Annotated in this window: 12 protein-coding genes and 1 pseudogene; 3 read left to right on the forward strand and 10 right to left on the reverse strand. The window is 61.7% G+C overall.

The features are described 5' to 3' along the window. Positions 1-12: 12 nt before the first annotated feature. The 4 genes and pseudogenes from ACQY47_RS05380 to ACQY47_RS05395 form a co-directional block, all read right to left on the reverse strand. Complete coding sequence (locus ACQY47_RS05380; RefSeq protein WP_428557342.1) at positions 13-930, reverse strand: methyl-accepting chemotaxis protein; 918 nt, start codon at positions 928-930, stop codon at positions 13-15. Further along, positions 919-1,980, reverse strand: a pseudogene (locus ACQY47_RS05385) (HAMP domain-containing protein); the annotation flags it as partial. The pseudogene ACQY47_RS05385 and the gene ACQY47_RS05380, both read right to left, overlap by 12 nt. Positions 1,981-2,094: 114 nt before the next feature. Then, entirely contained in the window at positions 2,095-3,507 is a 1,413-nt protein-coding gene (locus tag ACQY47_RS05390; protein WP_017134452.1) for a PLP-dependent aminotransferase family protein, read from the reverse strand. Between the two features lie 203 nt (positions 3,508-3,710). Beyond that, positions 3,711-4,472 carry an SDR family oxidoreductase gene (locus tag ACQY47_RS05395; RefSeq protein WP_200434251.1) on the reverse strand — a complete coding sequence of 254 codons (762 nt, stop codon included), beginning with the start codon at positions 4,470-4,472 and terminating at the stop codon, positions 3,711-3,713. A 228-nt stretch (positions 4,473-4,700) separates the two neighbouring features. Here ACQY47_RS05395 and ACQY47_RS05400 point away from each other — a divergent pair, with 228 nt between their 5' ends. Then, positions 4,701-5,708 carry an NADP-dependent oxidoreductase gene (locus tag ACQY47_RS05400; protein WP_017134454.1) on the forward strand — a complete coding sequence of 336 codons (1,008 nt, stop codon included), beginning with the start codon at positions 4,701-4,703 and terminating at the stop codon, positions 5,706-5,708. A 123-nt stretch (positions 5,709-5,831) separates the two neighbouring features. Here ACQY47_RS05400 and pyrF read toward each other — a convergent pair whose 3' ends face one another. Beyond that, positions 5,832-6,530 carry an orotidine-5'-phosphate decarboxylase gene (pyrF, locus tag ACQY47_RS05405; RefSeq protein ID WP_017134455.1) on the reverse strand — a complete coding sequence of 233 codons (699 nt, stop codon included), beginning with the start codon at positions 6,528-6,530 and terminating at the stop codon, positions 5,832-5,834. 261 nt (positions 6,531-6,791) lie between these two features. On the opposite strand from pyrF, the gene ACQY47_RS05410 reads away from it, so the two are divergent. Both ACQY47_RS05410 and ACQY47_RS05415 read left to right on the forward strand, forming a co-directional pair. Beyond that, positions 6,792-7,556 (forward strand): response regulator, encoded by a 765-nt coding sequence (locus ACQY47_RS05410; protein WP_026013476.1) that lies wholly within the window; start codon positions 6,792-6,794, stop codon positions 7,554-7,556. Further along, positions 7,556-8,590: a sensor histidine kinase gene (locus ACQY47_RS05415; protein ID WP_017134457.1), complete on the forward strand. Its 1,035-nt coding sequence runs from the start codon at positions 7,556-7,558 to the stop codon at positions 8,588-8,590. The genes ACQY47_RS05410 and ACQY47_RS05415 overlap by 1 nt, the downstream gene beginning before the upstream one ends. On the opposite strand, the gene ACQY47_RS05420 is transcribed toward ACQY47_RS05415, so the two are convergent. The 5 genes from ACQY47_RS05420 to ACQY47_RS05440 all read right to left on the reverse strand — a co-directional run bounded on the left by ACQY47_RS05420 (position 8,587) and on the right by ACQY47_RS05440 (position 12,838). Further along, positions 8,587-9,648 (reverse strand): AI-2E family transporter, encoded by a 1,062-nt coding sequence (locus ACQY47_RS05420; protein WP_056859710.1) that lies wholly within the window; start codon positions 9,646-9,648, stop codon positions 8,587-8,589. The two genes, ACQY47_RS05415 and ACQY47_RS05420, sit on opposite strands and share 4 nt — an antisense overlap. Positions 9,649-9,721: 73 nt before the next feature. Beyond that, positions 9,722-10,540 (reverse strand): DUF4892 domain-containing protein, encoded by an 819-nt coding sequence (locus ACQY47_RS05425; protein WP_017134459.1) that lies wholly within the window; start codon positions 10,538-10,540, stop codon positions 9,722-9,724. Between the two features lie 102 nt (positions 10,541-10,642). Further along, positions 10,643-11,497 carry an alpha/beta hydrolase gene (locus ACQY47_RS05430; protein ID WP_177033492.1) on the reverse strand — a complete coding sequence of 285 codons (855 nt, stop codon included), beginning with the start codon at positions 11,495-11,497 and terminating at the stop codon, positions 10,643-10,645. Then, positions 11,494-12,297: an alpha/beta fold hydrolase gene (locus tag ACQY47_RS05435; protein WP_099549015.1), complete on the reverse strand. Its 804-nt coding sequence runs from the start codon at positions 12,295-12,297 to the stop codon at positions 11,494-11,496. Before ACQY47_RS05435 ends, ACQY47_RS05430 begins: the two co-directional genes overlap by 4 nt. A 97-nt stretch (positions 12,298-12,394) precedes the next feature. Next, a complete protein-coding gene (locus tag ACQY47_RS05440; protein WP_138449178.1) occupies positions 12,395-12,838 on the reverse strand; it encodes a hotdog fold thioesterase in 444 nt (147 codons plus the stop codon). Positions 12,839-12,840 lie beyond the last annotated feature (2 nt).

The raw sequence follows: 12,840 nt of genomic DNA on the forward strand, positions 1-12,840 counted from the left end.
TTTGCTCATTGATCAAAGGCGGAAGTGCCCCACCATGCCCTTGAGTTCGGCCCCCAGCTGCGCCAGCTGAATGCTCGAGGCGGCGTTGCCTTGCATGCTCAGCGCCGATTGGTCGGCACTCGCGCGGATACTGGTGACACTGCGATTGATCTCTTCGGCCACCGAACTTTGCTCCTCGGCGGCGGCGGCAATCTGCTGATTCATCTGCTGGATCAGGGAGACGGCAGCGGCGATGCTGCCCAACGCGCTCTCGGTTTCCAGCGCATCGCTGACGGCCAGTTTCACCAGCTCGCCGCTTTGCTGAATCTGCTGCACCGATGACTGCGCCGCACTGCGCAAAGTACTCACCAACCGCTCGATCTCCTCGGTCGATTGCTGAGTGCGCTTGGCCAGCGCCCTCACCTCATCGGCCACCACCGCAAACCCTCGGCCTTGCTCGCCGGCGCGGGCGGCCTCGATGGCAGCGTTAAGGGCCAGCAGGTTGGTCTGTTCGGCGACACTTTTAATTACCCCCAATACCGTGCCGATGTGCTGGATTTCGGCACTGAGGCTGTCGATGCTGGCGCTGGCACTGGTGCTGGAGGACGCCAGCAATTCGATGCGTTGCAGGCTCTGACGCACCACCTGCTGGCCGCTGTCGACCTTGGCATCGGCGGTCTGCGCCGCTTGCGCGGCTTCTTCGGCGTTACGCGCCACGTCATGCACGGTGGCGGTCATCTGGTTCATCGCCGTGGCAACCTGCTCGGTCTCCTCCTTCTGGCTGCTGACCTCTACATTGGTTTGTTCGGTGACGCTGGAAAGTGATTGCGCAGAGCTGGCCAATTGCTCTATGCCGGCCTGCAAGCCGCTGACCATCTGGCTCAAGCCATTGCCCATCTGTTGCATCGCTTGCATCAGTTGGCCAATTTCATCGCGGCGACTGACCTCCATCCGCCCGCTCAGGTCACCGGCGGCGATCCGCTGGGCCACTGCGATCACACTGCGCAGCGGCGCCACGATCAGGCGGGTAATCAGCCAGGCTGCAACCAGCCCCACCAGTAACGCCAGTGCCGAGGAACCGACGATCAGCAGCGTGCTTTTCTTCAATTGCGCCTGCATCGACTGGTCTTCGGCGGCATACGCCTGGTTGACCCGGCTGACCACCTGGTCGGCGCGGTCATGCAATTGCTTGTAGACGATTTTTTCCTGAGCCAGCAAACCGGTGTACTCACCGAGCTTTTCGCTGAAGGCCGCAATATGCCCGGACACCTCATTGAGCACGGTCTGGTAACCCGCGTCCTTGACCGAGGTTTTCAACTGCTCAACCTGCGCCAGGGCCTGGTCGGCCTGTTCGATCTTGCCCTGTTCGGCGTTGTCGGCATCGGCCTTGCGGCTCTGGTCCAGGCGTACCCGCGCCTCGTTCATGGCTTGCAGCATCAAGCGAGACACCTGGCTGACCTGCCCGGCCTGCTCGATAAACTCGGCGCCCTCCTTGCCCTGGCTTTCCTTGAGGCCATAGGCGCCATCGTCGGCCAGGCCGGCTTGCAGCACATCGAGGTTATTGGCCACGCTGGAAACGGACCAACTGGCCATTTCCAAAGCCAGGTCCTTGGTCTGGGTCAACTCGACAAATTCATCGAACGCCTTGCGATACGCGGCCAACGCTTGTTCAACGTCACCCATCACCGGCACATTGGCGGCGGACTGGGCCTTGAGCGTGGCCGCCAGGGCGGCCAGTGCATCGACACTCTCATGCAAGGCATCAACGGCTTTGGGGTCGGCGTGCAACGCGTAGTCTTGCTCGATCAAGCGCACCTTGAGCAAGCCGCTGTTGAGCGAGGACATGGCATTGAGGCCTTCGAAACGCTGGCCAATGGTTTGCAGCGACCACACGCCAATGGCCGCCACCAGCGCCGTCAGCAGCAGCACCAGGAAGAAGCCCAAGCCCAGCTTTTTTGCCATACCGAGGTTGGCGAAACGTCGTTGCACGGCCGAAATCATTGCACTTGAATCCTCTTGCACGGGCAGATGCCAGCAAGCCTGGTTGCCATGCAGCGAGATTCGCAACGAGACGCCATTGGCACAAGACGTTGGCGTCACAATAATGGCAAAAAGCTACATGCTCGTCGTTTTCAGAATGGTTGAGGTCGATCTGGCAGGCCCCATGGCACGGAACAACTCCAAAGCCCGCTGATCAGCAGCATAGGCCACATTTATGCGCAACCAGTCACTGTGCTCACCGCGGGGAGTGAACAGCGCCCCGCAAGACAGCAGGACACCAAGCCTGCGCGCGCACGCCTGCAACCGTGAATGATCGCCCAGGCCCGGCCGCGCCCACACAAACATACCGCCAGCAGGCACGGCAAACACCTGCCATTCCTCATCCTCCAGCACCTGCAGGGTGGCTGCCATTTGCGCATTCAAACGCTTGCGCAGGCGTTGCACCCACTTGCGGTAGGTGCCATTGGCCAGCAATGTGGCGACCACTGCTTCGGCAAACCGTGAAGTGCCGATACCGGTCAGGGTCTTGAGGCTGGCCATTTTCGCAACGATATCTGTGCCGGCACTGACGTAGCCCACGCGCAAGGCACTGCTCAGGGTTTTGGAAAAGCTTGATACGTAGATCACCCGGTCATCATGGGGCAACGCCGACAGCCGCGTGCAACTGGCGTGCTGCAGGTCGCCATAGACGTCTTCTTCAATGATCAGGAAGCCATCGCGTCGCGAAAGCTCCAGCAACCGTTCAGCCACGGCGCGGCACAGGCTGGTGCCGGTTGGGTTGTGGTAGAGGCAGTTGATGAACAGGCACTTGGGACGATGCCGTAGCAGCAGTTGCTCAAGCACTGGCATGTCCGGGCCGCCCACGGTGCGCGGAACTTCCAGCAACGTGACGCCATGGCGCTCCAATTGTCGATAGAGGTTGGCGTAGCCCGGCGTCTCGACCACCACCGTATCGCCAGCCTTGAGCAATGAGCGGATCAACAGGTCCTGTGCATGGCCGGCACCATGGGTGGTCAGGATGCGATCCAGGCAGGTGCCCACCTTTATCTGGGTCAGCCGCTTGAGCAGTTGCTCGCGCAATGCTGGCAGGCCCAATGGCGTGCTGTAGTTGAAGAGACCGGCCGTGTCGGTGCGGCTGATTTCCCGTATCGCGTAGCACAGGTCATCACTTTCACGCCATGTGTCCGGCAGCCAGCCGCAACCCAGCTTCAACTCGCCCAACGGGCCATCGACATAGGCGCCCCAGCCCAGCTCTGCACCCTCATACCAGTGGCCTTCAAGGCAAACAGGCGGCTGGGCGACCACAAATCCCGAGCCTTGCCTGGACGCCAACAACCCCTGGGCCACCATTCGCTCGAAAGCCTCGATCACGCTGGACTGGCTGAGCAGGTTGTCGAGGGCCAGTTGCCGGATGGACGGCAAGCGCGTGCCGGGGCTCGCGCCGCTCTTGCGTATCCATTGCGCCACCGCGCTGACGATTTGCTGCACCACCGGTACAAGGGCTTGTCGATCGATCCCTAAATCCATGAGCCACTCACTTGAACTGTCTGTTATTCAACCCCAAACAGTTAAGCACAGAAGCTCGCTCAAGCCGGCCGCAAAAAATTATTAAAGTATTGATTTTATTGACTTATTTACCTGCTGATACACATTCTGACGAGGCCTTGTGCCAGCCATGGAAACGCCCCACAGCAGCCCCATCCTTTTCTAAGAGTGCATGGCATGGAGTCCTAGATAGCCGTTGCGCCACCATCCACCGCCAAGGCTTGCCCGGTGGTAAACGCCGCCCCATCACTGCACAGGTACAGCACGGCACTGGCGATTTCCTCGACCTTGCCGATGCGCCCAACCGGGTGCATGGCGGCGGCGAACTCGGCTTTGCGCGGGTCTGCTTCATAGGCACGGCGGAACATGTCGGTGTCGATCACCGCAGGGCACACCGCATTCACGCGGATTTTCTTCTTTGCATATTCAATTGCGGCCGATTTGGTCAGGCCGATCACAGCATGCTTGGACGCCGCATAGATGCTCATCTTCGGCGCAGCGCCCAGCCCGGCTACCGAGGCGGTGTTGACGATCGCACCGCCGCCCTGGGCCAGTAACAGCGGCAGTTGATACTTCATGCACAACCACACGCCCTTGACGTTGACGCCCATGATTGCATCGAACTCATCCAGGCTGCCGTCGGCCAGCTTACCCTTCTCAATCTCGATGCCGGCATTGTTGAAGGCATAGTCCAGGCGCCCATAGGCGGCGATGGTCTGTGCCATCAATTGCTGTACGTCGGCATCCAGCGTGACATTGCAACGTACGAACAGCGCTTCGCCGCCTGCTTGTTGAATCAACGCAACCGTGCCCTCGCCGCCCGCCACATCCAGGTCGGCTACCACTACTTTCAAGCCTTCTGCGGCAAATGCCAGCGCGGTGGCGCGGCCAATACCGGCGGCGGCGCCGGTCACCAGGGCAACCTGGCCGGAAAACGTCATGCTCATGGGGGATGTCCTATGCAAGAAATAGCCGTGGGCCGAGTCTAGCCAAGCCGACGGCGGGCGCGTCAGCACTATCATATGGCCGGTTGGGGTTGCATGAATCGCAGTGATAAGACGCCCAGGCGAACTATCAGTCCAACCTATCGGCGGGCATTCGCAGCCACCCTTAACCTTGCCCCCAGGCCGCTGAAGGTCTATCACTCAGGGTTCACTTCTAACAGAGTCCCTGCCATGACTGCCCAGACCAACCGCCAATTCCTGCTCGCCAAACGCCCGGTCGGCGCCGCCACGCGGGAGACCTTTACCTACCAGGAAGTGCCGGTGGGCACGCCAGGTGATGGGCAAGTGCTGGTGCGCAATGAATACTTGTCCCTGGACCCGGCCATGCGTGGCTGGATGAACGAGGGTAAATCCTACATTCCACCGGTCGGCATCGGTGAAGTGATGCGGGCGCTGGGCGTGGGCAAGGTGATTGCCTCGAACAACCCGAAATTTGCCGTGGGTGATTATGTGAACGGCGCACTGGGTGTGCAGGATTATTTCCTGGGCGAGCCGCGCGGCTTTTATAAGGTCGACCCCAAACTGGCCCCGCTGCCGCGCTACCTGTCAGCGCTGGGCATGACCGGCATGACCGCCTACTTCGCCCTGCTCGACACCGGCGCGCCCAAGGCTGGCGATACCGTGGTGATCTCCGGCGCCGCTGGCGCAGTGGGCAGCATTGCCGGGCAGATTGCCAAGCTCAAGGGTTGCCGCGTGGTGGGCATCGCCGGGGGCGCCGACAAGTGCAAGTTCCTCATTGATGAACTGGGCTTTGACGCGGCCATCGACTACAAAAGCGAAGACGTGCCCGCCGCCCTCAAGCGCGAATGCCCTAAAGGCGTGGATGTGTATTTTGATAACGTCGGCGGCGACATTCTCGACGCCGTGCTCAGCCGCCTGGCCTTGAAGGCACGGGTGGTGATCTGCGGCGCAATCAGCCAGTACAACAATAAAGAAGCCGTGAAAGGCCCGGCCAACTATTTGTCGTTGCTGGTCAATCGTGCGCGCATGGAAGGGTTTGTGGTAATGGACCACGCGGCGAACTTTGCCGCCGCCGGCATGGAAATGGCCGGCTGGATGGCCCAGGGCAAGCTCAAGAGCAAGGAAGATATTGTCGAGGGGCTGGAGACGTTCCCGGAGACGTTGATGAAGCTGTTTAACGGCGAGAACTTTGGGAAATTGGTGCTTAAAGTCAGCTGACCCACTGCAGAACCTGGTGTGAGCACTATCAATGTGGGAGCTGGCTTGCCTGCGATAGCATCAACTCGGTATGGCTGAAAGACCGAGTTACCCGCATCGCAGGCAAGCCAGCTCCCACAGGTATCAGGCGATTTCGGCGACGACCGCGGCCAGTGCCTTGGCCGGGTCCGCCGCCTGGCTGATCGGGCGACCGATCACCAGGTAGTCCGAGCCTGCATCCAGCGCCTGACGCGGCGTCAGGATACGACGCTGGTCATCCTGGGCGCTGCCCGCGGGACGAATCCCCGGGGTTACCAGTTGCAGCGACGGGTGCGCGGTCTTCAGCGCCTGGGCTTCCAGGGCCGAACACACCAGGCCATCCAGGCCAGCCTTCTGCGCCAAGGCTGCGAGGCGCAGTACCTGCTCCTGCGGCTCGATGTCCAGGCCGATGCCGGCCAGGTCTTCGCGTTCCATGCTGGTGAGCACGGTCACACCGATCAGCAAGGGTTTCGGGCCGCTGCGCTGCTCGAGCACTTCACGGCAGGCGTTCATCATGCGCAGGCCGCCGGAGCAGTGCACATTGACCATCCACACGCCCATTTCGGCGGCGGCTTTAACCGCCATGGCCGTAGTATTGGGGATGTCATGGAATTTCAGGTCGAGGAATACTTCGAAGCCTTTGTCACGCAGAGTGCCGACGATTTCGGCGGCGCAGCTGGTGAACAGCTCCTTGCCGACCTTGACCCGGCAAAGCGCGGGGTCCAACTGGTCAGCCAGCTTCAGTGCGGCGTCACGAGTGGGGTAATCCAGGGCGACGATGATAGGAGTCTGGCAGACGGACATTGGAATGGGCTCTCAGGCAAGTCGAAATCGGCGCGGATTGTAGCGCAAGCGGCGCCGTTGCGGGATCCGATGATCGGTAAAATGCTGATCAAACGCGCATAACCCAGTGTTTTAAGAAGTTGTGTCAAGACTGATACATTCCCGACATGCCCTCAACACGCCCCGCGACTAGCCTCGCGCACATGACCGCTCGCCCGGCACTTCCAGCCATGGAGCCGGGCGCCTATGCTCAATGCAACAACCCAGGCAGATGATCGCACTATGCATACCCCTACCGTCTCTGTAAACGAAGAGCAAAAAAGCGCGGTGATCGCCGAAGACAAGCGGTGGAACACCCGCGCGCTGATCGTCGATGACGACCTGCCGATCCGTGAACTGCTGATCGACTACCTGGCCCGCTTCAATATTCTTGCCACCGGCGTCACCGACGGCACGGCCATGCGCACCGCCATGCAAGCCGAAACCTTTGATGTGGTGGTGCTCGACCTGATGCTGCCGGGCGAAGACGGCCTGTCGCTGTGCCGTTGGCTGCGCACTGAATCGGACATCCCGATTTTGATGCTCACCGCACGCTGCGAACCCACCGACCGCATCATCGGCCTGGAACTGGGCGCCGATGACTATATGTCCAAGCCGTTCGAACCGCGCGAGCTGGTGGCGCGTATCCAGACCATCCTGCGCCGGGTGCGCGATGACCGCACCGAGCAGCGCGCCAACATCCGTTTCGATAACTGGCGGCTCAACAGCGTATTGCGCCAACTGGTGGCCGACGATGGCCTGGTGGTGCCGCTGTCCAACGCGGAATTTCGCTTGCTGTGGGTGTTTATCGAGCGCCCGCGCCGTGTTTTGAGCCGCGAACAATTGCTCGATGCCGCCCGTGGCCGCTCCATCGAAGCCTTTGACCGCAGCATCGATCTGCTCGTATCGCGCCTGCGCCAGAAGCTTGGGGATGACCCGAAAGCACCGCAACTGATCAAGACCGTGCGTGGCGAAGGCTACCTGTTCGACGCCCGGGATATCGGTTGATGCGCGCCACCTTCAATACGCTGTTTGGCAGGCTGTTCGGCGTATTGCTGGTGGCTATTGTGCTCGCTCATGTACTGGCCATTTTCTGGTTCCGTCATTACGGCCCGCCACCACCACGGCCCCAGGAAACCTTTGTCGAGCAACCAGACGGCACGATGAAGCCATTGGCCCGCCATCACCGCCCCTGGTACGGCGGCCCCGTTGTACCGCTGACCTTCCAGTTTATCTCGCTGATCATCGCCGCCTGGTACGGCGCCAAACTGCTGAGCCGGCCGATCCAGCGCCTGAGCGCAGCGGCCGAACGCTTGAGCCTTGACCTCGACAGCCCGCCACTCGACGAATCCGGGCCACGGGAAGCACGCCAGGCTGCATCGACCTTCAACCTGATGCAAAAACGCATCCGCGAACAAGTCAGCCAGCGCGCGCGCATGCTCGGCGCCGTCTCCCATGACCTGCGCACGCCGCTGTCACGCCTCAAGCTGCGCCTGGAGCAGATCGAAGACACCAAGCTGCAAGGCCAGATGCGCCAGGACCTGGACGACATGATCGGCATGCTCGACGCCACCTTGAGCTACCTGCACGAACAACGCACCAGCGAGACCCGGCACTGGCTCGATGTGCAGGCGCTGGTCGAGTCCCTCAGCGAAAACGCCCAGGACCAAGGCTCGGACGTACAGTTCTCCGGCACGTGCGTACCGTTGCAGGTGCAACCGATGGCACTGCGTTCGTGCCTCAACAACTTGATCGACAACGCCCTGCGGTATGCCGGCACGGCGCGTATTGAGTTGGCGGACAGCCGTGGCGCCCTGGTGATCCGCGTGATCGACCACGGGCCGGGGATTGCGGCGGATAAACGCGAGGCGGTGTTCGAACCGTTTTTTCGCCTCGAAGGCTCACGCAACCGCAACTCCGGCGGCGTTGGCCTGGGCATGACGATCTCCAAGGAAGCCGTAGAACGCCTCGGCGGCCACCTCAGCCTGGAGGAAACCCCAGGCGGTGGCCTCACGGCCGTGATGTGGTTACCGAGGGCCTAAAGTGCTTTATCTTCGCGACGTTCCTGGGACTGGGTCGCGCTCCAATCCGTCAGCAGGCTGTAGGCCACCGCCAACAACGTCGGGCCGATAAACAGGCCGATGAAGCCAAAGGCAATCAAGCCGCCAAACACGCCTAACAGCACGATCACCAGCGGCAGGTTGCCGCCTCGGCTGATCAGGTACGGCTTGAGCACGTTGTCCACGCCACTGATGATGAACGTGCCCCATACACCGAGAAACACCGCATAGGTGTAGTCGCCCTTCCATGCCAGCCAGGCCGTGGCCGGGATCCACACCAGCGGCGGCCCCATAGGGATCAGGCTGAGCAGGAAGGTGACGATGCCCAGCACCAGCGCGCCCGGCACCCCCGCAATCAGGAAGCCGATCAGCGCCAGCAGGGCCTGGGCCGCCGCCGTACCAATCACGCCGTTGACCACGCGCTGCACAGTGCCGGCCACCAACTCGATGTAGTAACCGGCGCGCTCGCCGATCAGGCGCTCCAGCAACCGATGGGCAAACATCGCCAGCCGTGGCCCATCACGGTAAAAGAAGAACACGAACACCAGGCTCAGGGTCAGCTCGAGGATACCGCCGCCAATTTGCGCACTGCGCGCCAGCAGCCAGTTACCCACCTGCCCCAGGTACGGCTTGATGCTGACCATCAGCGCCGCGCCCTGTTGGTCGATGCTGTCCCAGGTCGCCACCAGCCGCTCGCCAACAAAGGGGATCGAGTTCAGCCAGGCAGGTGCGGCGGGCAAGCCGTCAACCTGGATATCCTTGATCAGGCCGACCGCATCGCGCACATGGTCGGCCAGGTTGAACCCCAGCCACACCAGCGGCACCGCCACCAGCAACATCCAGCCCAGGGTCAGAATGCCCGCCGCGAGGGATTCGCGGCCACCCAGCCAGCGCGTGAGCAAACGCATCAGCGGCCAGCTGGCAAAGGCCAGCACCGCGCCCCAGAACAGCGCCGACCAGAACGGCGCCATCACCCAGAAGCTGGCACCAAACAACACCAGCAGCAGGATTTGCACCAGTAGGCGATCGTTATTGAGCATCGGGTATCTCGAGAATAAGGCTGTAGGAAGAGAGCTTAGGCGAACGGCACGGGTCCGTTCGCCTTGATAACGGTCAGCGTATCAGATGCAGGTGCAAACCCTTAGCGTCACCGCTGCCGGTTTCCAGGCGGGCAGCCCGCACACCGCTGTCGATCAGGCCCTGGCGCCAGGCTTCGGCGGTCGGCCCGGTGAGGCTCACGCGCAAGGTGGCGTCGAGGTTCAAGCCACGGGAAATCAAGGTCAGCCAAGTGGCGTCAGGCGCGCTGCCGAGTGCCGGAAAGTCCAGCTCGCCGGTGCTTTTCAGCTCGCGCAGCAAGGTTGCCGAGGTGGGCAGCAAGTCGCCCAACGGCGCTCCGGCGTCCAGTTGTTCTACATGCAGATAAGCCCGGCGGTTGCCGCGCGTTATGCCATACAGCGCCACCAACGAGTTGTCTTGCGGGGCGGCCAGGCGCAGCAGCAGGTATTCCTGCTGGCCGTCGGCGCCGACCAGCTTGGCATTGCCGAACACTTCATTGGCCCACAGGCTGCTTTCGCCGCAATCACGCGCCTGGCACCAGAACAACAGCTGCGCGCCCTTGGCCTGAAGCGCTTCGCGCGTCGCGGTAAATGCGGCGCTGGAGGTGTGCTCGGCAGGCAGCTCATAGGTGATTGCAGTGGTTTGGCCGCGCGCCGTAGCCTGGCCTTCGTAGCGCAACTGGCCGCTGATCTTGCGGATCGCGCCCATGGGGTAGATGCGTTCTTTTTCTTCGGCGGGGCGATAATCGACGATTTGCGCGTCGACCTGACGGGCCACGGTCGGCAGATCCTGGCTGCCTGGCACATCGGCGGCGAACACCAAGGGGCTGAAACAGCACAGCCCGAGGACACGGAGACATTCTTTACGCAGGCTCATCGGATGATTGAGCCCTGGCCATCGAAGTGCGCAGCGGTGTTGAGTTCGTACATGGTTGACTCCCTTTCAATCCGCCCAGCCTCGGCAGTTGACCCCGCCAAGTCAAGGCATGGAGAAAAACCGATTGAAACAGTCTGCAACAAGGATCGCGCCGGGCTCATCATTAAGGTGTAAATGATGGCCGCCCGGCAGCGTGTTCACCGTAAAAGGTAGCTGAGAAAGCAATTCGGAATGTTTCGCCAGCATGCCGTCAGCCGCGACGACCAATTGTGTAGGGCAACCCACACGTCGCACGAAAGCCATCGCCTGTTCATCGGTCAGGCGCATCGGCGACGCCAGGGTCAAGCGTGCATCGGTGCGCCAAGTATAGCCGCCCGGAACGGGCATCAAACCGCGCTGGGCCAGCAGTTCAGCGGCTTCACGGCTGACCGCCACTACACCTTTCATGCGCGCTTCGACGGCTCGATCCAAGGTGCTGTAGACAGGTTTGCGCTTGTCTTGCAGGCTCAATTGCGCCTGCAATGCCATGCCGAGGCGCTCGGCGGCGTTCTCGCCAGCGGCGGTCGGCGGGATCACGCCGTCGATCAACCCCAGGTGTGTGACGCGTTCCGGCAGCGCTCCGGCCAACACCAGGGAAACGATGGCGCCAAGGGAATGGCCAAGTAATGCAAAACGTTTCCAGCCCAGTTGTTCAGCCACTTGCAGCACATCAAACACGTAATCCCACAAGGCGTAGCCGGCCCCAACAGGCCGATGCGCCGAGTGCCCATGCCCGGCCATGTCCAGCGCAACGATGCGCAAACCCGCAAGCTTGGGCGCCAGCCGCGCAAAGCTGTTGGCGTTGTCCAGCCAACCATGCAGGGCGATCACCGGCAGGCCGTCTTCAGGCCCGAACAGATGCGCGGCCAATTCGATATGCGGCAGGCTCAGGCGCACTTCTTCGACGGGGTTGCTCATGCGCAGCTGCGCTCACGGGCTTCCCAGCGGGAAAACAGGTTCTTGATCAACGTCGCGGTGTCCTGAGGGCGTTCGAGAGGGAACATATGGCCGCCGGGCATGGTGAGCATTTCACCCATGGGCAGACGATCGACACCACTGGCATGGTGACGCATCACCACCCGGCTCTGACGCCCGCGCACCACTGCCAGCGGCACCTTCAGCTGGCGAACCTGGCCTGGGCTGGTATGGGGCACGCCTCGGTAGATACTGATTTCGGTGGCCGGGTCAAAGCGCAAGCGCAGGCGATCGCCCACCTGTTGCAGGCCGTGTTGCAGGTACGCGTCAAAGCATTCCGGGTCGAAGCCGCGAAACAGCGTTTTGCCGGCGAAGTAGCTGCGTGCGGCGGCCAGGTCGCTGAATTCTTCACGCCGGCCCAAGGTGCGCCCCGCCGGGGTCAGGCGGTCTATAAAGCCAAAACGTTTGGCAGCGCGAATTACCCAGCGGTCAGCGCGGGTCAACACCGGCGAATCAAGCATCACCACACCACGGTACAGCTGCGGGCGGCGCATGGCCGCGTGCAAGTGCAGCACGCCGCCCAAGGAATGGCCCACGCCCCACACCGGTTCCGGTTGCTGTTCCAGGTGATGAATCAGCTCATCCACCAGGTTCTGCCAGTTGTCATCCACCGGAAACCTGGGGTCGTGACCGTGCTGTGGCAAATGCGCCACCGCGTATTCCGGGGCCAGGGCGGCAAACAACTTGCCGTAAGTGGCCGAAGGAAAGCCATTGGCATGGGCAAAAAACACGTGCTGCGACATACAGGATCCATCTACGGGAACAGAAGTGAATTGTCACCAGCCTTAAGCCGTACAGCAATGACTGTAACCGCCAGGAATGATGACACTCACGCCACGCCTATCGTGCCGGCGGGTTCTCGCCCAACGGCACCACGGCCATGGTCAGGCGCGACACACAGCTGGCTTTGCCATCGTCGCTGGTCAAGCGAATGTCCCACACCTGAGTGGTACGGCCGATATGAATCGCCCGTGCTACCGCCCTCACCCGCCCGCTGCGCACACCACGCAAGTGGTTGGCGTTGACCTCAAGGCCCACGCAATAGAACTTGCTGGCATCAATGCACAGGTAAGCCGCCATGGAGCCGACGCTTTCGGCCAGCACCACCGACGCGCCACCGTGCAGCAGGCCGTACGGCTGGTGGGTGCGATGGTCGACCACCATGCTCGCGGTCAGCGACTCGTCGTCGAAGCTTTCGAAACGGATATCCAGCAGTTCACCGATGGTGTTTTTCTGGATGGCGTTGAGTTGCTCGATATTCGGTTGGGTGCGCCACAAGCTCATGA

Origin of the sequence: Pseudomonas edaphica, assembly GCF_965277385.1 — a bacterium.
Lineage (GTDB): Bacteria > Pseudomonadota > Gammaproteobacteria > Pseudomonadales > Pseudomonadaceae > Aquipseudomonas > Aquipseudomonas edaphica.

Coding starts and splice junctions, on each gene's coding strand:
- ACQY47_RS05430 (WP_177033492.1), bottom strand. CDS start 11,497: ATGAGCAACCCCGTCGAAGAAGTGCGCCTGAGCCTGCCGCATATCGAA.
- ACQY47_RS05420 (WP_056859710.1), bottom strand. CDS start 9,648: ATGCTCAATAACGATCGCCTACTGGTGCAAATCCTGCTGCTGGTGTTG.
- ACQY47_RS05425 (WP_017134459.1), bottom strand. CDS start 10,540: ATGAGCCTGCGTAAAGAATGTCTCCGTGTCCTCGGGCTGTGCTGTTTC.
- ACQY47_RS05390 (WP_017134452.1), bottom strand. CDS start 3,507: ATGGATTTAGGGATCGATCGACAAGCCCTTGTACCGGTGGTGCAGCAA.
- pyrF (WP_017134455.1), bottom strand. CDS start 6,530: ATGTCCGTCTGCCAGACTCCTATCATCGTCGCCCTGGATTACCCCACT.
- ACQY47_RS05435 (WP_099549015.1), bottom strand. CDS start 12,297: ATGTCGCAGCACGTGTTTTTTGCCCATGCCAATGGCTTTCCTTCGGCC.
- ACQY47_RS05400 (WP_017134454.1), top strand. CDS start 4,701: ATGACTGCCCAGACCAACCGCCAATTCCTGCTCGCCAAACGCCCGGTC.
- ACQY47_RS05380 (WP_428557342.1), bottom strand. CDS start 930: ATGGAGGTCAGTCGCCGCGATGAAATTGGCCAACTGATGCAAGCGATG.
- ACQY47_RS05440 (WP_138449178.1), bottom strand. CDS start 12,838: ATGAGCTTGTGGCGCACCCAACCGAATATCGAGCAACTCAACGCCATC.
- ACQY47_RS05415 (WP_017134457.1), top strand. CDS start 7,556: ATGCGCGCCACCTTCAATACGCTGTTTGGCAGGCTGTTCGGCGTATTG.
- ACQY47_RS05410 (WP_026013476.1), top strand. CDS start 6,792: ATGCATACCCCTACCGTCTCTGTAAACGAAGAGCAAAAAAGCGCGGTG.
- ACQY47_RS05395 (WP_200434251.1), bottom strand. CDS start 4,472: ATGAGCATGACGTTTTCCGGCCAGGTTGCCCTGGTGACCGGCGCCGCC.